Source organism: Nonomuraea ceibae, from assembly GCF_019396325.1.
Lineage (GTDB): Bacteria > Actinomycetota > Actinomycetes > Streptosporangiales > Streptosporangiaceae > Nonomuraea > Nonomuraea ceibae.
In genome coordinates, this window is record NZ_JAHKRO010000009.1 from 66495 (window position 1) to 86897 (window position 20403).

General features: G+C 72.8%; 24 protein-coding genes. 19 read left to right on the top strand and 5 right to left on the bottom strand.

The annotated features are described in order from the left end of the window. Window positions 1-2: 2 nt before the first annotated feature. The gene (locus KME80_RS08915; RefSeq protein ID WP_197094029.1) at window positions 3-164 is read right to left on the bottom strand and encodes a hypothetical protein; all 162 of its coding nucleotides are present in this window, start codon (window positions 162-164) and stop codon (window positions 3-5) included. A gap of 258 nt (window positions 165-422) precedes the next feature. On the opposite strand from KME80_RS08915, the gene KME80_RS08920 reads away from it, so the two are divergent. Continuing rightward, complete coding sequence (locus KME80_RS08920; protein WP_246644382.1) at window positions 423-1055, top strand: MerR family transcriptional regulator; 633 nt, start codon at window positions 423-425, stop codon at window positions 1053-1055. Between the two features lie 22 nt (window positions 1056-1077). Here KME80_RS08920 and KME80_RS08925 read toward each other — a convergent pair whose 3' ends face one another. Then, a complete protein-coding gene (locus KME80_RS08925; protein WP_219502407.1) occupies window positions 1078-1719 on the bottom strand; it encodes a TIGR03085 family metal-binding protein in 642 nt (213 codons plus the stop codon). A 117-nt stretch (window positions 1720-1836) separates the two neighbouring features. Here KME80_RS08925 and KME80_RS08930 point away from each other — a divergent pair, with 117 nt between their 5' ends. Both KME80_RS08930 and KME80_RS08935 read left to right on the top strand, forming a co-directional pair. After that, entirely contained in the window at window positions 1837-3645 is a 1809-nt protein-coding gene (locus tag KME80_RS08930; RefSeq protein WP_219502687.1) for an ABC transporter ATP-binding protein, read from the top strand. Further along, window positions 3642-5444: an ABC transporter ATP-binding protein gene (locus tag KME80_RS08935; RefSeq protein WP_308125674.1), complete on the top strand. Its 1803-nt coding sequence runs from the start codon at window positions 3642-3644 to the stop codon at window positions 5442-5444. The genes KME80_RS08930 and KME80_RS08935 overlap by 4 nt, the downstream gene beginning before the upstream one ends. A gap of 9 nt (window positions 5445-5453) precedes the next feature. Here KME80_RS08935 and KME80_RS08940 read toward each other — a convergent pair whose 3' ends face one another. Both KME80_RS08940 and KME80_RS08945 read right to left on the bottom strand, forming a co-directional pair. Further along, complete coding sequence (locus tag KME80_RS08940) at window positions 5454-5840, bottom strand: ATP-binding protein (protein ID WP_219502409.1); 387 nt, start codon at window positions 5838-5840, stop codon at window positions 5454-5456. Beyond that, the gene (locus KME80_RS08945; protein WP_219502412.1) at window positions 5833-6663 is read right to left on the bottom strand and encodes an MEDS and STAS domain-containing protein; all 831 of its coding nucleotides are present in this window, start codon (window positions 6661-6663) and stop codon (window positions 5833-5835) included. The genes KME80_RS08940 and KME80_RS08945 overlap by 8 nt, the downstream gene beginning before the upstream one ends. A 150-nt stretch (window positions 6664-6813) precedes the next feature. Between KME80_RS08945 and KME80_RS08950 the strand changes: the two genes are divergently transcribed. The 16 genes from KME80_RS08950 to KME80_RS09020 all read left to right on the top strand — a co-directional run bounded on the left by KME80_RS08950 (window position 6814) and on the right by KME80_RS09020 (window position 18262). Further along, window positions 6814-7149 (top strand): STAS domain-containing protein, encoded by a 336-nt coding sequence (locus KME80_RS08950; RefSeq protein WP_219502415.1) that lies wholly within the window; start codon window positions 6814-6816, stop codon window positions 7147-7149. Window positions 7150-7190: 41 nt separating this feature from the next. Further along, complete coding sequence (gene hisI / locus KME80_RS08955; RefSeq protein WP_219502418.1) at window positions 7191-7547, top strand: phosphoribosyl-AMP cyclohydrolase; 357 nt, start codon at window positions 7191-7193, stop codon at window positions 7545-7547. A gap of 74 nt (window positions 7548-7621) precedes the next feature. Next, window positions 7622-8251, top strand: coding sequence for a Trp biosynthesis-associated membrane protein (locus KME80_RS08960; protein WP_219502421.1), 630 nt, complete (start codon window positions 7622-7624; stop codon window positions 8249-8251). Window positions 8252-8313: 62 nt separating this feature from the next. After that, complete coding sequence (locus KME80_RS08965) at window positions 8314-8901, top strand: DUF4190 domain-containing protein (RefSeq protein ID WP_219502425.1); 588 nt, start codon at window positions 8314-8316, stop codon at window positions 8899-8901. A gap of 156 nt (window positions 8902-9057) precedes the next feature. Beyond that, window positions 9058-9603 (top strand): CD225/dispanin family protein, encoded by a 546-nt coding sequence (locus KME80_RS08970; RefSeq protein WP_219502445.1) that lies wholly within the window; start codon window positions 9058-9060, stop codon window positions 9601-9603. Window positions 9604-9605: 2 nt separating this feature from the next. Continuing rightward, entirely contained in the window at window positions 9606-10037 is a 432-nt protein-coding gene (locus KME80_RS08975) for a DUF2752 domain-containing protein (protein WP_219502447.1), read from the top strand. Between the two features lie 121 nt (window positions 10038-10158). Beyond that, the gene (trpC, locus tag KME80_RS08980) at window positions 10159-10998 is read left to right on the top strand and encodes an indole-3-glycerol phosphate synthase TrpC (protein ID WP_219502450.1); all 840 of its coding nucleotides are present in this window, start codon (window positions 10159-10161) and stop codon (window positions 10996-10998) included. Between the two features lie 38 nt (window positions 10999-11036). Then, the gene (gene trpB, locus KME80_RS08985) at window positions 11037-12242 is read left to right on the top strand and encodes a tryptophan synthase subunit beta (RefSeq protein WP_219502693.1); all 1206 of its coding nucleotides are present in this window, start codon (window positions 11037-11039) and stop codon (window positions 12240-12242) included. A 47-nt stretch (window positions 12243-12289) separates the two neighbouring features. Then, complete coding sequence (trpA, locus tag KME80_RS08990) at window positions 12290-13090, top strand: tryptophan synthase subunit alpha (protein WP_219502453.1); 801 nt, start codon at window positions 12290-12292, stop codon at window positions 13088-13090. Window positions 13091-13298: 208 nt separating this feature from the next. Beyond that, window positions 13299-13577 (top strand): pentapeptide repeat-containing protein, encoded by a 279-nt coding sequence (locus KME80_RS53145; RefSeq protein WP_372455349.1) that lies wholly within the window; start codon window positions 13299-13301, stop codon window positions 13575-13577. A gap of 146 nt (window positions 13578-13723) precedes the next feature. Then, the gene (locus tag KME80_RS08995; protein ID WP_219502457.1) at window positions 13724-14215 is read left to right on the top strand and encodes a MauE/DoxX family redox-associated membrane protein; all 492 of its coding nucleotides are present in this window, start codon (window positions 13724-13726) and stop codon (window positions 14213-14215) included. After that, the gene (locus tag KME80_RS09000; RefSeq protein WP_219502461.1) at window positions 14202-14954 is read left to right on the top strand and encodes a DsbA family protein; all 753 of its coding nucleotides are present in this window, start codon (window positions 14202-14204) and stop codon (window positions 14952-14954) included. The genes KME80_RS08995 and KME80_RS09000 overlap by 14 nt, the downstream gene beginning before the upstream one ends. 26 nt (window positions 14955-14980) lie before the next feature. Then, window positions 14981-15997 carry a prolipoprotein diacylglyceryl transferase gene (gene lgt, locus KME80_RS09005; RefSeq protein WP_246644358.1) on the top strand — a complete coding sequence of 339 codons (1017 nt, stop codon included), beginning with the start codon at window positions 14981-14983 and terminating at the stop codon, window positions 15995-15997. Further along, window positions 15994-16698: a VIT1/CCC1 transporter family protein gene (locus KME80_RS09010; protein WP_219502463.1), complete on the top strand. Its 705-nt coding sequence runs from the start codon at window positions 15994-15996 to the stop codon at window positions 16696-16698. Before lgt ends, KME80_RS09010 begins: the two co-directional genes overlap by 4 nt. Further along, complete coding sequence (locus tag KME80_RS09015) at window positions 16695-17552, top strand: hypothetical protein (protein WP_219502467.1); 858 nt, start codon at window positions 16695-16697, stop codon at window positions 17550-17552. The genes KME80_RS09010 and KME80_RS09015 overlap by 4 nt, the downstream gene beginning before the upstream one ends. 125 nt (window positions 17553-17677) lie before the next feature. After that, complete coding sequence (locus tag KME80_RS09020; RefSeq protein ID WP_219502470.1) at window positions 17678-18262, top strand: hypothetical protein; 585 nt, start codon at window positions 17678-17680, stop codon at window positions 18260-18262. Between the two features lie 341 nt (window positions 18263-18603). Here KME80_RS09020 and KME80_RS09025 read toward each other — a convergent pair whose 3' ends face one another. Continuing rightward, on the bottom strand, window positions 18604-20139 hold the full coding sequence (locus KME80_RS09025; RefSeq protein WP_246644359.1) for a bis-aminopropyl spermidine synthase family protein: 1536 nt from the start codon (window positions 20137-20139) through the stop codon (window positions 18604-18606). Window positions 20140-20403 lie beyond the last annotated feature (264 nt).

Consider the following 20403-nt stretch of genomic DNA (forward strand, 5'->3'; position numbering starts at 1 on the left):
CTTCAGGTCAAAACACTGCTGAAGAAGACAGCCAGTTGATTGGCTCCTTGGACGATCCCATCGAACACACCGTTGACCGCGGCGGCGGCTTCGGCCGGCCGGGTGAACAGGTAGAAGATCACGAACGCGACGGCCACGTACGTGATCACCTTCTTGACCTGCATGGGGGGCCTCCTGCAGTCCATTCCCAGCCGTATATACCCGGATCTGGGCGGTCACTAGGCATCTTCTGTGAAGATGTTCATGATCCTAACCGGGGGGCTTGTTTCCTGTGTCATCGTACGGCCTGCGGGCGTGGCGGGGGCGCCATACGGGCCGGTGGTTCGGTGATGTGACGGGAGCGACAGACCCTGGATGGATAGCGACACTCTCCAATGGCTAGACTTTCCGCAATCCGCGAGAAGGGAGCCGCGAGCGTGCGCATGGCCGGTCTGAGCGCCGCCACCGGGGTGCCGGTGCCGACGATCAAGTACTACCTGAGGGAGGGGCTGCTGCCGCCCGGCCGGCCGCTGGCCCGCAACCAGGCCGAGTACGGGCCCGCGCACGTGCGGCGGCTGAAGCTGGTGCGGGCGCTGGCCGACTACGGCGGGCTGAGCATCGCCGCGATCGCCGGGCTGGTGCGCCACCTCGACGACCCGGGCGTGAGCGCGGGCGAGCTGCTGGCCGAGGCGCAACCCGCCGTGGCCGCGCCCGAGGAGCCGGGCCCCGCCCCGGGCTCCGGCGCCGCGGCGGAGCGGGCACGGGACCAGGTGGCCGCCCTGCTGGCCAGGAGGGGCTGGGAGGGCTTGGCGGATCATCCGTCGGCGGCCACGCTCACCGGCGTCCTGGCGAGCCTCCTGGAGCTGGGGCTCGACGACGTGCTCGAGGGGCTGGACGACTACGCCGAAGCGGCCGAGGCGGCGGCCTCGGCCGACGTGCGCATCCTGGGGGACGTGACCGACCGGGAGCGGGCGGTCGAGGTCGTGGCGCTCGGCACCCTGCTCGGCGACACGCTCATCGCCGCCCTGCGCAGGCTCGCCCAGGCCCGCCTGGCGGAGGACACGTACCAGAGCTAGACGTAGCTAGACGTACGGGGGACTAGACGCCCAGGCGGGCGCTGCGCAGCCGCTCGACGGCGCCAGGGTCGCCGGTCAGGTCGACCCTGGCGTGCGCCTGGCGGCCGAAGCAGAACAGCAGCAGCTCGCCCGCGTCGCCCGTCACCTCGACCTTGGGGCCCTCGCCCGCGCCGCCGAGCAGCACCGAGCGCGCCCCGCCGGAGCCGCGCCGGTGCAGCACCACGCCCACGGGGGCGCGGCGCAGCATCAGCTTGGCCATGGCCGACAGCCGCTTCCAGATGTGGTCGTCGAAGTCCGCGGGCAGCTCGCGCGGCTCCCAGGAGGGCTGGGCGCGGCGCACGTCCTCGTGGTGGACGAAGTACTCCAGCGTGTTGACGGCCGAGTCGAGGAAGGGCGCCAGCCCGTAGACGCCGCCGGGCCTGCGGACGAGGGCGACCAGCTCGGGGAAGGGGTGGCGGTCCTTCAGCGACTGCTGCACCGAGGCCGTGCGGCCCGACAGCGCCCGGATCGCGATGCCGGGCAGCGCGTCGAGCCTGCGCTCGCGCAACACCAGGTGGGCGGCCAGGTCGTAGGAGTCCCATCCCGCGCAGAGCGTCGGGGCGCCGGGGCCGAGCCGGTCGAACAGATCGCAGAGCGCCGCGCGTTCGTCACGAGCATGAGTCACATGCCAACCTTACGCCAGGGGAATAACGGGATGATCAGACGTGATACTGACTTACGTAGTTATAGCGGGCAGTGAAGGGAAGCTTCAGGAGTGGCGAACAAGGTCACCTCGGCCGTCATGCGTCAAGGGCTGCGTGTCCTTGGGGTGGCCATTCGTACGGAGAAGGCGATGTTCGCCGCCGCGGTCGTGGCGAGCGCGCTCTACGGCGGCATGACCGTCGCCTCGGCATGGGCACTCGGGTGGGCCACCGAGCACGTCGTGATGCCCGCGTTCACCGCCGGCGAGACCGCGGCGGGCGCGATGTGGACCGGCGTGCTGCTCATCCTCGGCACCGCCCTGCTCAAGTCCATCGGCGTGGCCGGGCGGCGCATCCTGGCCGGTGTCATCCAGTACCGGATGCAGGCCCGCTCCCGCCGCGACGTCACCAAGCAGTATCTGCGGCTGCCGCTCGCCTGGCACCACCGCCACCCCACCGGCCAGCTGCTGTCCAACGCCAGCGCCGACGCCGAGGCCGCCTGGGCGCCGCTCGCGCCGCTGCCGATGGCCGTCGGCGTCGTCGTCATGCTGCTCACCGCGGCCGTCGGCATGCTGCTCACCGACCTCATGCTCGCCCTGGTCGGCTTCCTCATCTTCCCGGCCATCGCCGTGCTCAACCTCGTCTACCAGCGCAGGCTCAGCCCGCTCGCCACCCGGGCCCAGCAGTTGCGCGCCGAGGTCAGCGAGATCGCGCACGAGAGCTTCGACGGCGCCCTCGTCGTCAAGACGCTCGGCCGCGAGGACCTGGAGACCGACCGCTTCCGCCGCCGCGCCCACGAGCTGCGCGACGCCAACATCGCCGTCGGCAAGGTGCGCGGCCTGTTCGACCCGCTGCTGGAGGCGCTGCCCACGCTCGGCGTGCTCGCCGTCCTGGCCGTCGGCGCGCTGCGGCTGTCCACCGGCTCCATCGAGGCCGGGCAACTCGTCCAGGTCGCCTACCTGTTCACGCTGCTGTCGTTCCCGATCCGGGCGCTCGGCTGGGTGCTGGCCGAGCTGCCGCGCAGCGTCGTCGGCTGGACCCGCGTCCAGGCCGTGCTCGACGCCGAGGGCTCGATGGACTACGGCCAGGCCGCCGCCGACCGCGACGAGCCCGCCGCCCTGGCCGTCTCCGGCGTCTCCTACTCCTACGGCGACGCCGAGGTGCTGCACGACGTCACCTTCGACGTGCCCGCCGGGCGCACCGTCGCGCTCGTCGGCCCCACAGGCTCCGGCAAGTCCACGCTCGTCCAGCTGCTCGTCCGCCTCGTCGACCCCGACTCGGGCCGCGTCGCGCTCGACGGCGTCGACCTGCGCGACCTCGCGTACGGCAAGCTCGCCGAGTCGGTCGCGCTGGTGCCGCAGCAGACGTTCCTGTTCGACGACTCCGTACGCGGCAACATCGCGCTCGACCTGCCCCTCGACGACGACGAGGTGTGGGGCGCGCTGCGCGTCGCCCAGGCCGACGGCTTCGTCACCCGCCTCGGCGACGGGCTCGACACCCGCGTCGGCGAGCGCGGCGCCTCCCTGTCCGGCGGCCAGCGCCAGCGCCTCGCGCTGGCCCGCGCCGTCGTCCGACGCCCCCGCCTGCTCATCCTCGACGACGCCACCTCCAGCGTGGACCCGCAGGTCGAGGCCAAGATCCTGTACGGGCTCCGGGACCGGGCACAGGCCTCGACCGTCGTGGTCGTCGCCTACCGGATGGCCACCATCGCCCTCGCCGACGAGGTCGTCTTCCTGGAGCACGGCCGCGTCGCCGACCGCGGGACCCACGACGAACTGATCAAGCGGTGCGAGGGCTACCGCAACCTGGTGACGGCCTACGAGCGCGAGGAGGCCGAACGGGCCGCCCTCGACCTCGACGGCAGCACTCAACTCGGCACCGACGCCGAAGAGGAAGGGGTCAGCGCGTGACCGCCGAGACCGCCGAGAACGTGCGCCAGGGCATCGGCGCGAACGCCGACAGCTCGGCCTGGGCGACCATCCGCCGGGGGCTCTCGCTCACCCCCGAGTTCCGCCAGGGGCTGGCGGTCACGCTCGCCCTCGCCGTCGTCGCCACCATCGGCAAGATCATCGTGCCGATCGCCGTCCAGCAGACGATCGACACCGGGCTCAAGGACGGCGTCCCCGACCTGCCCTACATCTACCGGACCGTCGCCCTGTGCGCCGCCGCCGTGCTGCTGACCGCGCTGGCCGCGTACATCATGAACGTGCGCCTCTACAAGGCCACCGAGGCGTCGCTGGCGACGCTGCGGGTGCGCGGCTTCCGCCACGTCCACGACCTGTCGGTGCTCACCCAGAACACCGAGCGGCGCGGCGCGCTCGTCTCCCGCGTCACCAACGACATCGACCAGATCAGCACGTTCATGCAGTGGGGCGGGCTGATGATCATCGTCGCGCTCGGCCAGCTCCTGGTCGCCAGCGTGCTCATGCTCGTCTACTCCTGGCAGCTCACCCTGCTCGTGTGGCTGTGCTTTGTCCCGCTGATGATCGCGCTGCCGCGCTTCCAGCGCTGGCTGTCGCGCGCGTACACCACCGTCCGCGAGCGCACCGGCGACATGCTCGCCGCCGTCAGCGAGTCCGTCGTCGGCGCGGCCGTCATCCGGGCGTACGCCACCGAGCGGCGCACCGCCGAGCGCATCGACAAGGCCGTGAACGCCAACCGCGCCGCCCAGGTCAAGGCGCAGACCATCGTCGGGTTCGTCTTCCCGCTGACCGAGATCGTCGCCGCCCTGGCCATCGCCGGCATCGTGCTCCTCGGCGTCCGGCTCGGCCTGTCCGGCGACATCACGCAGGGGCGGCTGATCGCGTTCCTGTTCCTCATCACGCTGTTCGTCTCACCCATGCAGACCGCCACCGAGGTGCTCAACGAGGCGCAGAACGCCGTCGCCGGCTGGCGGCGCATCCTCGGCGTCATCGACACCCCCGCCGACGTCGCCGACCCCGGCGAGAACGGCGTCGAGCTGCCGCGCGGCCCCATATCCGTCGCCTTCGAGGACGTCCACTTCGCCTACCCCGGCGGCCCGCCCGTGCTGCGCGAGCTGTCGGTGGAGATCCCGCCGCGCTCGCGCGTCGCCGTCGTCGGCGAGACCGGCTCCGGCAAGACCACGTTCGCCAAGCTCCTCACCCGGCTCATGGACCCCGTCGGCGGGCGCGTCACCGTCGACGGTCACGACCTGCGCGACATCCGCTTCTCCTCGCTGCGCGAGCGGATCGTGATGGTCCCGCAGGACGGGTTCCTGTTCGACGGCACGCTGGAGGACAACATCCGGTACGGCAAGCCGGACGCCACCCGTGAGGAGATCCTGCTCGCGCTGACGGAGCTGGGCCTGGCCGACTGGCTCGACGGCCTGCCCGCCGGCCTCGACACGCCCGTCGGGCAGCGCGGCGAGTCGCTGTCGGCGGGGGAGCGGCAGCTCGTCGCGCTGGCCCGCGCCTACCTGGCCGACCCCGACCTGCTGCTGCTCGACGAGGCCACCTCCGCCGTCGACCCCGCCACCGAGGTGCGGCTGGCCCGCGCCCTCGAAGGCGTCACGCGCGGGCGCACCGCCGTGTCGATCGCGCACCGCCTGTCGACGGCCGAGAACGCCGACGAGGTGTTCGTGTTCGACGGCGGCCGGCTCGTCCAGCGCGGCCCGCACGCCGAGCTCGTGACCGAACCCGGCGTCTACGCCGACCTGCACGCCTCCTGGGTGTCGGCCGCCCGCTCGTGACCCGCGGGCTCACCCCCGCGTGACGCTGAAGGTCACTGTCGTGCCGACCGGCCCCGACACGATCGTCACGTGCTCGCACAGCAGCCGCACCAGCCACAGCCCCCTGCCGCCCGCCTCGAACCCCGACGGCGGCGGCAGGGCGCTGCTCCAGCCGCCCATGCCCGGCCCCTCGTCGGCCACCTCGCACCACAGCCGCCCGTGCTGCCACCACACGCGCACCGTCCCGCCGCCCCCGCCGTGCAGCACCGCGTTCGTGATCACCTCGTTGACCGCCACCACGAAGTCCTCCAGGCGGCGCCCGCCCAGCCCCTCACCCGCCACCCGCTCGGCCAGCGTGCGGCGCAGCGCTGTGATGCGCCCCCGGGCGAACGAGGCGCACAGCACCTGTCTACACATCGCCGACCCGGCGGACGGTGACGACCTCGTCCCCCTTGATGAGCTGCAGCAGCCTGGCCAGCCGCGCCCCGCACACCACCACCGTCCGCCCCGGCGGCCTGCGCACCGCCATCGCCACCAGAAGCCGCGCCGAGCCCGCGTCGGCGAACGCCAGCCCCGCCGCGTCGATCACCACCTCACCCGGCTCCTCCCGCAACGGCTCCAGCACCGACGCGAACGCCTGCCGGTTCGTCAGATCGACGTCGCCCCACAGCCGCAGCGCCGCCGCCCCGCCCGGCGCCGCATAACGCAGCGCCGCCTGCCCCGGCGTGATCGGATGGGCCGAAGCCGCCCGCTCCACCGCCTCCCGCGTGAACACCCGCCGGTCGTACTGGCACACCAGAGCCATCCGATGCCGCCCGAACAGCGCGTTGGCCGCCGACTCCAGCGCCACCTGCCCCGGCGGGTCGCAGGCCCCCCACGACGCGTCCACCAGCGCGTAGAGCCCCCGGCAGCCCTGCTTGCCCGCCAGCTCCACCGCCGCCGCCAGCCCGCCCAGCGCCTTGCCCGGATCGAGCCGCCCGTCGGTGAAGTGCGTGCCCGCCCCGTCCAGGATCTCGATCCGCCCCGACGACTCCGCCGCCGCGAACCCCGGCACCAGCGGCCCCAGCCACTCCCGCGTCAGCCCCGGCGAGTCGGCATGCGTGATCAGCAGCACCTTCGCCCGGCGGCGCAGCCCGTTGAGCGTGAACAGCCGGGCCGCCGCCCGCCGCTCGCCCTCACCGCGCAACGGCAGGCACACATGATCGCCCAGCTCGGGATCGAGAACGGAGCCCGGTGACACGATGGCGCACCCCCTACCGTAGGTCGCCCTGAAACTACTCTCCGGAGCATCATCACGTACCGCGTTCTGTGTAAAACACACGGTGACGGCGCGCGGTAAGGTGTACCTTCATCGCGGGCCGCCTTACGGCGGGGCGTGAGGAGCATGGCGTTGGACATTCTGCAGATGACCCGTCGGCGGCACGGCGAGATGGTGGTCGTCAGCCTCGCCGGAGAGGTCGACGCCGACAACGTGACCGAGGTGCGCGAATGCCTCGACCAGGCCGTCCGGACCCACGGGCCGCGCCTCGTCGTCGACCTCAGCAAGCTCACCTTCATCGACACCACCGGGCTCGGCGTCCTCGTGCGCCAGCTCGCCAGCCTGCGCGACCGCGACGGCACCATGGCGCTCGTCGCCCCCGACGGCCAGGTGCTGCGCCGGCTGCGCCGCACCAACCTGGCGCCGCTGTTCCCCATCTACGACACGCTGTCGCAGGCCCTCGCCTGACCGCCGCCGGGACCGCGGCGGACGCCTGGTTGAATGAGGGCATGTCCCTTGACCCCACCATCGCCGCGCGGCTCAAGCGCAACGGCGACGGGCTGGTGCCCGCGATCGTCCAGCAGTACGACACCGGCGAGGTGCTCATGCTCGCCTGGATGGACGACGAGGCGCTGCACCGCACCCTGACCACCGGCAGGGCCACCTACTGGTCCCGCAGCCGCGCCGCCTACTGGGTCAAGGGCGACACCTCCGGCCACGTCCAGCACGTCAAGTCTGCCGCCCTCGACTGCGACGGCGACACCGTGCTGCTCCAGGTCGACCAGGTCGGCGCCGCCTGCCACACGGGCGACCGCACCTGCTTCGACGCCGCCCCCCTGCCCGTCGCCGAGCCCCAGGCGACCTGATGGCCACCCCCGACCACCCCACCCCGGACCGCCCCTCCGCCCCCACGAGCTCGCCGTCCCCTGAGGGACCGGGCGTGCCGGCGGGGTCCCCTGCGGCGGGTGACGCCGTACGGGCCGCGTCCCCTGTGACGGGTGGCGCCGTCCGGGAGCGGTGGGTGTGGCTCGCCGTGGCGGCGGGCGGGTGCCTGCTGGTGCTGCTGGCCGCCAGCCGCCCGTGGGCCGCAGGGGTGCGGGAGGCCGGGGCGGCGGCGGAGCTCGTGGCGCCGACCGGCCGGGACCTGGGGCCGGCGTTGACGCCGCTCGCGCTGGCCGGGCTGGCCGGCGTGGTGGCCGTGCTGGCCACGAAGGGGGCGGGCCGCCGCCTGATGGGCGCGCTGCTCGCGCTGTGCGGGCTGGCCGCCGGCGCCGCGACGTGGGCGGCCACGGGCGCCGACGGGGTGGTGGACTGGCTGCGGGAGCGCAACGTGCTCGCCGGGACGGCCGGGCTGACGTGGGACGACGTGGTGGTGTGGCCGGTGCTGTGCGGGCTCGGCGCCGCGCTGGTGCTCGCCGGCGGGCTGGCCGTCGTGGTGCGTGGCGGCCGGTGGGCCGGGATGTCCGCCCGCTACGAGCGCGACCCGGGCCGCGCGCCCCGTGCTGCCGACGGCGACAGAGCTCTGTGGGATGCGCTCGACCGTGGAGACGATCCGACCGAATCGCGCTAGGTTTGCGTTCGTTTGATGGTCGGATTCGTCGCCGCGGGGCGACCACACGAGGAGTCGGACGGATGAGCTACGGGGACCAGGGCAGCGGCTACGGAGCTCAGCCGCCCGGCGGTGGTTACGGTCAGCAGCCCCCCACCGGGGGCGGATACGGCCAGCAGCCGCCCAGCGGAGGCGGTTATGGCCAGCAGCCGCCCAGCGGAGGCGGTTACGGTCAGCAGCCGCCCAGCGGGGGCTACGGTCAGCAGCCCTACAGCGGCGGATACGGTCAGCAGCCGCCCAGCGGCGGCCCGTACAGCTATGGTCAGCAGCCCCCGAGCGGCGCGTACGGCTACGGCCAGCAGCCGCCGCCCGGCCCGGGCTACCCGCCGCCGTACGCGCCGCGGCCGACGAACGGGATGGCGGTCACGTCGCTGGTGCTCGGCATCGTGGGCCTGCTCTTCTGCGGCCTGACGAGCATCCCGGGCGCCATCGTCGGCCACATCGCGATGGCGCGCATCAAGCGCACCGGGGAGCAGGGTCAGGGCATGGCGGTGGCCGGCCTGATCACCTCCTACATCACGATCGTGCTGTGGCTGATCCTGTGGATCTTCTTCGGCGGGATGTGGCTGGCGTTCCTCGGGATCGCCTCGTCCGCCTCCTACGCCAGTTGACGACCGCCTGACCTGGAATAACTTGCGGTAACGCCACGAATGCAGGCAGATTACAAGTTGTCCGCAAGGTGAACGTTGTTGCATGTCGCCGATGGTTTGTCGCTAGGCTGCCGCGCGCAAGTCGCCGCGAACATGACGACATGAGGAGTTCTAAGGATGAGTTACGGAAATCAGGGCGAAGGCGGTTACGGCGCCCAGCCCCCGGGCGGCGGCTACGGTCAGCAGCCGCCGAGCGGTGGCGGCTATGGCCAGCAGCCCCCCAGCGGTGGCGGCTATGGCCAGCAGCCGCCGAGCGGCGGCGGTTACGGTCAGCAGCCCCCGAGCGGGGGTGGCTATGGCCAGCAGCCGCCCAGCGGCGGCTACGGCGGTTACGGCCAGCAGCCCCCGAGCGGTGGCGGCTACGGCGCGGGCGGCTACGGCGCGCCGCAGACGCCGCCGGACAACCACCTGGTGGCGGCCATCCTGACCACCATCTTCTGCTGCCTCCCGCTCGGCATCGTCTCGATCGTCAAGTCGTCGCAGGTCAACCAGAAGTGGGCGGCCGGCGACTACCAGGGTGCGGTGGAGGCCTCCGAGGAGGCCAAGACGTGGTGGAAGCGCGCGCTGATCTTCGGCCTCATCGCCGAGGTGCTCATCGTGGTGGCGTACGTCCTGTTCTTCGTCGTCCTCGTTGCCAGCACCAGCAGCAGCTACTACGGATGACCATGCCTGACGCGAACATCGAGCGGCGCGGCACCGACCGGCTCAGGTCGGTGCTCGCGCCGCTCGGCGTGGCGGCCGCGGCGGGAGCCGTGTTCGGCGTAGTGGGCCTGATCGACCCCAACGAACCGGGGCACTATCCGACCTGCCCGTTCCTGTGGGCGACCGGCCTGTACTGCCCGGGATGCGGGACGCTGCGGACGATCCACGCGCTGGCGCACCTCGACCCGGTGGCGGCGGCGGGGCTCAACCCGCTCGCGCTGGCCATGGTGCCGTTCCTGCTGTTCTGGTGGGGGCGGTGGCTGGTGCGCTCCTGGCAGGGCAGGCCGAGACGCACCACGCTGGCGCATCCCGCCTGGCTGTGGGCGTTCCTGGCGGTCGTGCTGGTCTACTGGGTGGTCCGCAACCTTCCGTTCGGGGCGTTCCTGGCCCCGTAAGGCGAGCCCTGTGACGATGTGGGCCCGCCGGGCCGATACCATCGCAAGACAAGGCAGGGAGCGGACGCGAAGCGAACTCCCGGCCTCCACCCCCACTGCCGACCGGAGGGACCCCAAGCGCGTGAGTGAGCGGACCGAAGGACCGAGTGTCCTCGACGACATCCTCGACGGGGTGCGCGCCGACCTCGCCACACGTCAGCAGGCCGTGCCGCTTGACGAGCTCAAGCAGCGGGCCGAGCGGGCCCCCGCGTCGCGTGACGCGCTCGCCGCGCTCGGCGGCGACCGCGTCTCGGTGATCGCCGAGGTGAAGCGCTCCAGCCCGTCCAAGGGCGCGCTCGCCGCCATCGCCGACCCGGCCGCGCTCGCGGCCGACTACGAGGCCGGCGGCGCGCACGTGATCAGCGTGCTCACCGAGCGGCGCAAGTTCGGCGGCAGCCTGGACGACCTGGCCGCCGTGCGGGCCCGCGTCGACATCCCCATCCTGCGCAAGGACTTCATCCTCACCTCCTACCAGCTGTGGGAGGCGCGGGCGCACGGCGCCGACCTGGCTCTGCTGATGGTCGTCTGCCTGGAGCAGCCCGCGCTGGTGTCGCTGATCGAGCGCGCCGAGTCCATCGGGCTCACGCCGCTCGTCGAGGTGCACACCGAGGAGGAGCTCGACCGCGCGGTCGCGGCCGGCGCCCGCGTCATCGGGGTCAACGCCCGCAATCTGAAGACACTCGAGGTCGACCGGGATGTCTTCGCGAAGCTGGCGCCGAAGATCCCCGATAATGTGATCAAGATCGCTGAGTCGGGAGTGCGGGGTCCGCACGACCTGCTCGCCTACGCCAGGTCGGGTGCCGACGCCGTGCTGGTGGGGGAGAGCCTGGTCACCGGCAAGGATCCGCGCAGGGCCGTGGAGGCGCTGGTGACCGCCGGCGCCCACCCCGCGACCCGCCCCGACCACGGAGCAGAGGGATAGCAGTGGCAAACGAAGGCTCCATCCTCACGGCCGCCGACCTGGCGGGCAACGGCGTCCACGGCGACGACCCGGACGTGCACGGCAAGTTCGGCATCTTCGGCGGGCGCTACGTGCCCGAGGCGCTCATCCCGGCGCTCGACGAGGTCGCCGCCGTCTACGCCAAGGCCAAGAACGACGCGCAGTTCCTGAGCGAGTTCGACCACCTGCTGCGCACGTACGCGGGACGGCCGACCACGCTGACCGACGTGCCGCGCTTCAGCGAGCAGGCCGGCGGGGCGCGCATCGTGCTCAAGCGTGAGGACCTCACCCACACCGGCGCGCACAAGATCAACAACGTGCTGGGCCAGGCGCTGCTGACCAAGCGGCTGGGCAAGAAGCGGGTGATCGCCGAGACCGGCGCCGGTCAGCACGGCGTCGCCACCGCCACCGCCGCCGCGCTGCTCGGCCTGGAGTGCGTCATCTACATGGGCGCCGTCGACTGCGAGCGCCAGGCGCTCAACGTCGCGCGGATGAAGCTGCTCGGCGCCAAGGTCGTGCCGGTGACCAACGGCTCCCAGACGCTGAAGGACGCCATCAACGAGGCGTTCCGCGACTGGGTGACCAACGTCGACACCACCCACTACCTGTTCGGCACCGTCGCCGGGCCGCACCCGTTCCCGGAGATCGTCCGCGACTTCGCCCGCATCATCGGCGTCGAGGCCCGCCGCCAGATGCTGGAGCTGACCGGCGCGCTGCCCACGGCGGTCTGCGCGGCCGTCGGCGGCGGCAGCAACGCCATCGGCATCTTCCACGCCTTCATCGGCGACCAGGACGTCCAGCTCCACGGCTACGAGGCGGCCGGCCACGGGCTGGAGAGCGGCGAGCACGCGCTCACCCTCACCGCCGGCTCGGTCGGCGTGCTGCACGGCTCGCGCACGTACGTGCTGCAGGACGACGAGGGCCAGACCATCGAGTCCCACTCGATCTCGGCGGGCCTCGACTACCCGGGCGTCGGTCCCGAGCACGCCTGGCTCAAGGACAGCGGCCGCGCCACCTACCACGGCGTCACCGACGACCAGGCGATGACCGCCTTCTCGCTGCTGGCCCGCACCGAGGGCATCATCCCGGCCATCGAGTCCTCCCACGCGCTTGCCGGCGCGCTGGAGCTCGGCCGCGAGCTCGGCCCGGAGGCGACCATCCTGGTCAACCTCTCCGGCCGCGGCGACAAGGACATGGGCACGGCCATGAAGTACTTCAACCTCTGACGACCCGCAGCGGGGCGGGGCTCGACGACCTGAGAACGGGACCATCAATGACGACTCTCCAGACGGTGTTCGCCAAGGCGAAGGCGGACAACCGGGCCGCGCTCATCGGCTACCTGCCGGCGGGCTTCCCGACCAAGGACGGCGCCGTCGCCGCCGCCGCGGCCCTGGTCGAGGCCGGGTGCGACGTCATCGAGATCGGCCTGCCCTACTCCGACCCGCTCATGGACGGGCCCACCATCCAGGACGCCGTGCACCGTTCGCTGCTCAACGGCACCCGCATCGCCGACGTCCTGCGCACCGTCGAGGGCGTGGCGGCCACCGGCGCGGCCACGCTCGTCATGACCTACTGGAACCCGATCGACCGCTACGGCGCCGACCGCTTCGCCCGCGACCTCGCCTCGGCGGGCGGCACCGGCACGATCACCCCCGACCTCACGCCGGAGGAGTCGGAGCCGTGGCGCACCGCCTCCGCCGAGGCGGGGATCGACACGGTGTTCCTGGTGGCGCCCAGCTCCACCGAGGAGCGCATCAAGGCCGTCGCCGCCTGCTGCACCGGCTTCGTCTACGCGGCCTCGCTGATGGGCGTCACGGGCGCCCGGGAGACGGTCAACGTGGCGGCCGAGGACCTGGTCAAGCGCACTCGCGAGCACACCGACCTGCCGGTCTGCGTCGGTCTCGGCGTCGGCACCGGCGCCCAGGCGGCGCAGGTCGCCGGTTACGCCGACGGCGTCATCGTGGGCTCGGCGTTCATCCGCCGCATCCTCGACGCCCCCGACGAGGCCGCCGGTCTCGCCTCGATCGGCGAGCTGGCCCGGTCGATGGCCGAGGGCGTTCGCTCCCGCGTCTGACCACCGGGGCGCCCGCCTGGCGGTTCGCCGCCTTCGCCGGGCCCGCCTGCCAGGACCTCGGGTGCGTCGACGCCGCCCGGCCGGTCCCGCCGCTCACCACCGCCGAGCCGGCTGCCCGCGCGATCGGCCGCATGGCCCGTGCGTGCCGGCCCGCGACGCCTGCCTGCCCGTCTCCGTCTCCGTCGCCGAGCACGCCAGACGCCTCGGCATGCCGCGCGCCGACCTGCGCCGGGCTGACCTGCGCCGGGCTGACCTGCGCCGGGCCGTCCTGCGGCCGGTCGGGTGCAGCCCTGAGGACCATCTGCTGTCGATCCGGCTCAACGGGCCAAGGGCCTGCTCGCCGGGGCACCGACCTGCCGGTGGCCGCCGTCGCCCGCCGGGTCGGCTACGACGACGCCGCCTGTTTCGCGCGGCTGTTCACCCGGCGCGCGGGGCAGCCGCAGAGCGAGTTCCGCGCCCAGCGGAATCGGGGTTTCGCCGCAGGTGAACCGCGGGACGGCGGCACTTAGCCGACCCTTATCCCGAGCGTGATCGGATAGGTCCCGGTACTGTGCGCCTTCCGCACGGAGAAAGAGGAGATGGCTCGTGAACGCGTCACAGGCGTCACACACCGCGAGATCGGCGATACCCTGGGTGACGACCGTCGCCCGGCTGGTCCTGGGCGGAGTGCTGATCGCGGCCGGAGGGCTCAAGATCGGCAACCCGGCCGACTCGGTGGTGGCGGTCAGAGCGTACGAGTTGCTGCCCGAGCCGCTGGTCACGACCGTGGGCTACGCCCTGCCGATCGTGGAGGTCGTCGTCGGGGTGCTGCTGATCGTGGGCCTCATGACCAGGGTGGCGGCCGTCGTGGCCGCGCTGCTCATGCTCGCGTTCGTGTTCGGCATCGCCTGGGCGTGGGCCAACGGGCTGCGGATCGACTGCGGCTGCTTCGGCGGCGGCGGCCAGCTCGGCGCCGGGCAGGAACCGACCTACCTGCTCGACATTGTGCGCGACTTCGGCCTCGTGCTGCTGGGCGCCTGGGTCGTGCGTTTCCCGCCGGGCCGCTTCGCGCTGGACCGGCCGCTGGGGCTGGCGGGTGCCGAGCACCCCTTGGACGATGAGGAGAACAGTGATGGGCAAGGCTGAGCGGTCGAAGACGGCGCGGGAGAAGATCAGGGAGCAGCAGGCCGCCGAGCGTGCCCGTGAGCAGCGCAAGAAGGTCGTCACGTACGTCACGGCCGGCGCCGTGGCCATCGCCGCCATCGGCGCCGGGATGTGGTACACGATGAGCAGGTCCCAGTCGGAGCAGGCCGGGGCCGATCTCGCGCCGGTCACCATCCAGGCCGACGGCAGCGTGATCATGGCCAAGGACGGCGTGACCAAGCCGGTCGTCGACATCTACGAGGACTTCCAGTGCCCGGCGTGCAAGGAGCTGGAGCGGGTCAGCGGCCAGACGTTCAAGAACCTGGCCGCCGAGGGCCTGGCCAAGGTCGTCTACCACCCGATCACGATCTTCGGCCAGGAGCCCACCAAGGGCAACTCGGTGCGCGCCGGGGCCGCGGCCCGCTGCGTCCCCGACGGCAAGCAGTGGGTGGCCTTCCACGACCTGCTGTTCGAGAACCAGCCGAGCGAGACCGTCGAGGGCTTCAAGACCGACCAGCTCATCGAATGGGGCAAGGAGGCAGGCGTCACCGACCCCGGCTTCGAGACCTGCGTCACGTCGCAGAAGCACGCCCAGGCGCAGCTCGACTACAGCGACAAGATCAACAAGCGGGAGAACCTCGAAGGCACCCCGACGGTCAAGGTCGACGGCCAGATGATCGACAACAGTGTGGTCTTCACCCCCAAGGATCTGCGCGATACGGTCACCGAGGCCGCCAAGTAGCCTGACGTCCGCTACCCTCACCTGACATGCCCCTAGCCTCGATTCCCAGCCCCGCCGAGGGGGTCTGGTATCTCGGAATCATCCCGATCCGGGCCTATGCCCTGTGCATCGTGCTCGGCGTGATCGTCGCCGTCTGGCTCAGCGAGCGCCGCTGGCGCGACCGCGGGGGCCAGAAGGGCACGATCATCGACATCGCCGTCCCGGCGGTGATCTTCGGTCTGATCGGCGGCCGCCTCTACCACGTCATCACCGACTGGCAGACGTACTTCGGCGAGCGCGCGATCAAGGAGCCCTACCAGGCGCTGTTCATCTGGGAGGGCGGTCTCGGCATCTGGGGCGCGATCGCGCTCGGCGGCGTCGGCGTGTGGATCGCCTGCCGCCGGCGCGGTCTGTCGCTGAGCGCGGTGGCCGACACGGTCGCCCCCGGCATCGCGTTCGCCCAGGCCATCGGCCGCTGGGGCAACTGGTTCAACCAGGAGCTGTACGGCTCGCCGACCACGCTGCCGTGGGGCCTGGAGATCGACCAGGCACACGGCGGCGAGCCCGGCGTCCTCTACCATCCGACGTTCCTGTACGAGTCGCTGTGGAACCTGGTGCTCGGCTTCGTGCTGCTCTACGCGGGCAAGCGGTTCACGCTGCGCCACGGGCGGCTGTTCGCCCTCTACGTGGCGGGTTACACGCTCGGGCGGTTCTGGATCGAGGGGCTGCGCATCGACCCGGTGGGCGGGGTCGACCACGCCGTCGAGCTGTTCGGGCTGCGGATCAACCAGTACACCGCGCTCGCGCTGTTCATCGGCGCGCTCGTCTACTTCTGGGCGACCCGTAACAAGACGGGTGACGAGGTCGTCGTCTCCCCGGAGGCCGACGCGACGGCCGACGCGGACGCCGTACCGGCTTCGGGCGACGGCGGGGACGACCCGGCCGACCCTGCCCACGAGGCCGACCAGGCCGACGACACCCCCGGCGACACTTCCGACGACGGGAAGTCCGACGGGTCCGACGCGGCCCCACGCGACGTCGCGGAGGAGAAGAACGCGCGATGAACGACCGCGCGGAGATCCACCACCAGCATCGCGACGTCAACGGCGGCTGGCTCAGGCCGTCGGTGTTCGGCGCGATGGACGGCCTGGTGTCCAACTTCGCGCTCATCGCCGGCGTCGCGGGCGGCACCGCCAACACCAAGGTCATCGGCCTGGCGGGCGTCGCCGGGCTGGCCGCGGGCGCGTTCTCCATGGCGGGCGGCGAGTACGTCTCCGTCGCCAGCCAGAAGGAGCTCGCCCAGGCCGAGATCCAGGTCGAGGCCCGCGAGCTGGCCCGCCACCCGGAGGACGAGCTGGCCGAGCTCGCCCAGTCCTTCACCGACCAGGGCGTCGAGCCCGCCCTGGCCACCGAGGTCGCCAGGCAGCTCTCCCGCGACCCCCGCCGGGCGCTGGAGGTCCACACCCGCAACGAGCTGGGCGTCGAGCCCGGCAAGCTGCCCTCACCCGTCCTGGCCGCCGTCTCGTCGTTCGTCTCGTTCAGCGTGGGCGCGGCGCTGCCGCTGCTGCCGTACGTGTTCGGCGCGGTCGAGCTGTGGGTGCCGGCCGTCGTGTCGTGCGTGGCGCTGTTCACCGCGGGCGCCGTCGTGTCCGCCGTGACCGCGCGGAGCTGGTGGTACTCGGGGCTGCGCCAGCTCGTCGTCGGCGTGGTCGCGGCCGGGCTGACGTTCGGGCTCGGCAACCTGATCGGGGCGTCGGGGCTGTGACCGAGACCAGGGCCCGCAAGAGGCGCCGCGCCGCCCCTGCCCCCCGCCCGCCCAAGACGCCCCGCGCCGGCCGCGCTCCCCGGCCCGACTTCGAGCTCTCGCTGCTGACCCGCTGGGGGCTCCGGCCCGAACAGCAGCGGACGCTGGCCGTCATCGCGACCGTGGCCGCCGCCCTCGTGGCCGTCGCCGCGCTGGTCGCCGTCATCGCCTCCCTCGGCTCCTACACGCCCCCGGCGCGCACCGGCGGCTCCGTCCCCGAACGCGACACGGCGCTGCCGCAGGTGTTCCACGGCTGGGCCTCGCCCAAGCTGTTCCAGCCGGTCGCCGACCGGGCCAAGGACCCCAAGCCGCTCACCGCCAAGGAGGTCTTCGGCCAGAAGACGCTCCCCGGAGGCAAGAAGCTCTCGCTCAAACTCGTCGCCAGCCAGGTCGACGCCGACTGCTCGGCCGCGCTGTGGGGCGCCGACCTGCTCGCCCGCGTGGCCGACGCCGGCTGCACCCAGGCCGCCCGCGGCCTCTACACCACCGCCGACGGCCGCTACGTCGGCCAGTACACGCTGCTCAACCTGCGTGACGGCGAGGCGGCCGGCGAGCTCGTCGAGGCGCTGAAGACGCTCTACCGAGGCGGCTGGACCATCCCGCTGGAGAGCCCCCAGGCCGCCTACCCGGCCGGCGGCTACACCGAGGCGGGCGGCTACGCCCTCGGCCACTACGTCGGCCTCGTCTGGCTCGGCCGCGCCGACGGCGCCGAGCCCACGCCCAAGGATGACTACGTCTCGCTCGCCCTCACCCTGAGAGGCGCCGAGAAGGCCCTCTACCGGCGCGTGGTCGCCATCACCGGCCCCGGCGGGTGACAGGCGGCGACCGGGTCCCGTCGTCATGGGGATGGCGACGGGACGCGGTTGTGTGGTGGCATGGGGCGTACGGGGGCGATGGTGTGGTTTGAGAGAACGGGGGTTGGCGTGAGGTGGGGGATCTGATGCCGGGGCGGGTCGTGATCGCGCTGGTGGTGGCCGGGGTCGCGGTGCTCGGGGCGGGGGCCTGGCTGTGGCTCGGGCGCGACGCGCCCCGGCCCGCCGCCTTCCACGGGACGCCGACGTCGGCCATGTACGCGCCGGTCGACTCCCGGGCCGACGACGCCGCGCCGCTCACCACGGGCGAGCTGTTCCGCGCCGGGGCGCTCGGCCAGCTGGCCCGGGGCGAGGTGGAGGAGCTGGCCGACTGCGACGACGCGCTGTGGGGTGCCGCCGCGTCCGGATGCACGCAGGCGCTGCGGGCCACCTACACGGGCGGGGCTGTCGCCGGGCAGTTCGTCATCTTCAACCTGCCGGACGGGCGCGCGGCCGACGCCCTGGTCACGGCCCTGCGCCGCGACGGGTTCGTCCGGCAGGCGGTGCCCTTCGACCCCGCGCGCAGCCGCGCCGAGGTGCGCGCCCTGGGCCATTACGTGACCGTCAGCTGGGTCGGAGCCCGGGGCACGGCCGACGCCGACCTGGTGCCGCCGCTCATCGCCCTCGACTCCCTCGGCCAGGCCATCCAGTCCCGCGTCCTCGCCGCCACTTAGTCCCTCCGGCCCGTGTGGCCCTTACGGCCTCTGCGTCCATAGGAGGCGCGCACCCGTGCGCGCGCTCTCGGCAGGCGCGCCGTGGGGAGGCACCTGCCACGCAAGTAGCCGGGGCCCGCTCGGCGGTGCGGGTTCCGCCGGGTGCCACCGCCTCCGGCTGGTACGCGCGGGGGAGGGGCGGGCCCCCGTAGCGGCCCGTGGTCCTGCAGGAGCCACTGGGGCCTCCAGGCGCCCGTACCGGGGCCAGTCTGTAGCTTGCGCCGGCGTCACGGTCCCTGCGGTGGCTCGACCAGGTGGGGTCGGCGTCCCTTGGCGGTTCGCGCTGCCTGTGGCGGGTCCCGTCAGAGGGGGGTGTGGAGGAGGGTGAGGGTGGTGGCGATGTGGGTGGGGAGGGTGGTGAGGCGGTGGAGGGGGGCCTCGACGGGGGAGAGGGCGTCGGACCAGGGGGCGGTCTGGCGGATGAGGGTGCGGGCCTCGTTCTTGGTGAGGGCGCCGTCCTGGGCGCGGGCGGCGGCGATGAGGCCCTCGCGCCAGGAGTTGGCGAGCTTGGCGTGCCCGTTGTCCAGGATGCGCCGCAGGAGCAGCCCCTCGGGGTCGTCGGGGAGGGGGCGGCGGGTGGCGTGCAGGACGGTGCCGGAGGTGGTGAAGTCGTAGACCGGCGCGAGGGCGGCGGGGACGGCGGGCGGGGCGGTGAGGTGGACCTCGACGTGGGCGGCGCGGGTGGCGAGGAGGAGGCGGGGGAGTGCCGCCTCCAGCCCGGCCGGGACGGCGATCGCGACGCGCTCGACGGTGGCGGCGTACGGCTTGGCGAGCCAGGTGGAGAGCTTGACCCGGGTGTGGGGCAGGGAGGCCGGCCAGTCGCCGACGAGGAGGTCGGCGGGGCCCTCGGGCTGGGTGGGGGCGTCGGCGGCGGGGGCGGACTCGACGGACTGGGGGCCCTGGGTGTAGATGGCGGTGGCGGCGCGGTCGAGGCGGGCCGCGGCGGCGGGCCGGGTGCGGGTGGTGGGCCGCAGGATGTACAGGTCGGCGGCGGACCCGATGGCCTCGGCGCCGAAATAGCGGTTGAAGTCGGGATAGATGGCCTCGTAGGCGAGGTTGAGGGCCGACAGCGCGTTCTGCACCTTGAGGGCCAGCGCCGGGGTCCGCTCGCTGGCTCCGTACGCGAGCAGGACGCGCCCGTCGTCCTTGACGCCCTCGACGGCGCGGGCGACGAACAGGCCGATGCCCTCCGGCGTGTAGGGCGGGTCGGTGATGGCCAGGTCGTGGTCGCGGGCGGAGGTGGGCAGGGTGAGGCGCAGGTCGGCCCAGCGGGTGCGGACGCCGAGGTCCTGCTCGTCGATGTAGGCCAGGATGCGGTCGTCGACGTCGGCGACCGTGACGTCCGTCTCGGGGTGCACGAGCTTGACGGCGAGCGAGGTCAGGTCGTGGTCGCCGACGCAGAGCAGGCGGGCGCCCGGCAGCCAGAAGCGGGCCCCGAGCAGGAGGGCCCGGCGCAGGATCGTGTCGGGCGTGGCGGCGACGTGGTCGAGCGTGTGGCGGGCGCGCGGCGCGCCGGCGACCAGCTCGCGCAGCCGGTCCAGCACGGCCTCGTAGTGCGGCACCAGGTGGCCGACCGGGTCCTCGGGCGGCGGCGCGACGGCCAGCAGGTCCTGGAAGGCGGGCCGGTGCGTCTCGGCCACGCGGAAGCGGTCGCCGGAGCGCTCCAGGTCCAGGACGCCGAGCAGCGACTCGATCGTCCGCCGTGAGGTCGCGGTGTGCCTGACCAGCGTGGCGAGGGTCCACCACCGGCCGTCGCAGAGCGACGCCAGCGCGTGCCTGAGCCGCCTGCCGTCGACGCCCGCCTCGGCCAGCAGCCGTTCCACCCCGTCGCGTTCCATGCGGGCAACCCTATCGAGGGGCTGCCCCGTGTCCGGCGACACCAACCCGGCGGCACTAATCCGGCGGCGCCGTGTCCGGAATGCGGGGGAGCGGGAAGCCCCTGCTGTTCCGGGGTTTGGGACATCTCCGCTCGCATGCCGGGATGTTATGAATGTTCGCACTGTGGATGCGGTGGGCACCATTCGGGCAGCGTGCGGTAACCTCTATCCACGATATGCAGCAGGGCCAACGTCGTCCCCGCCTGTGGAGCAGTCCAAGACAGA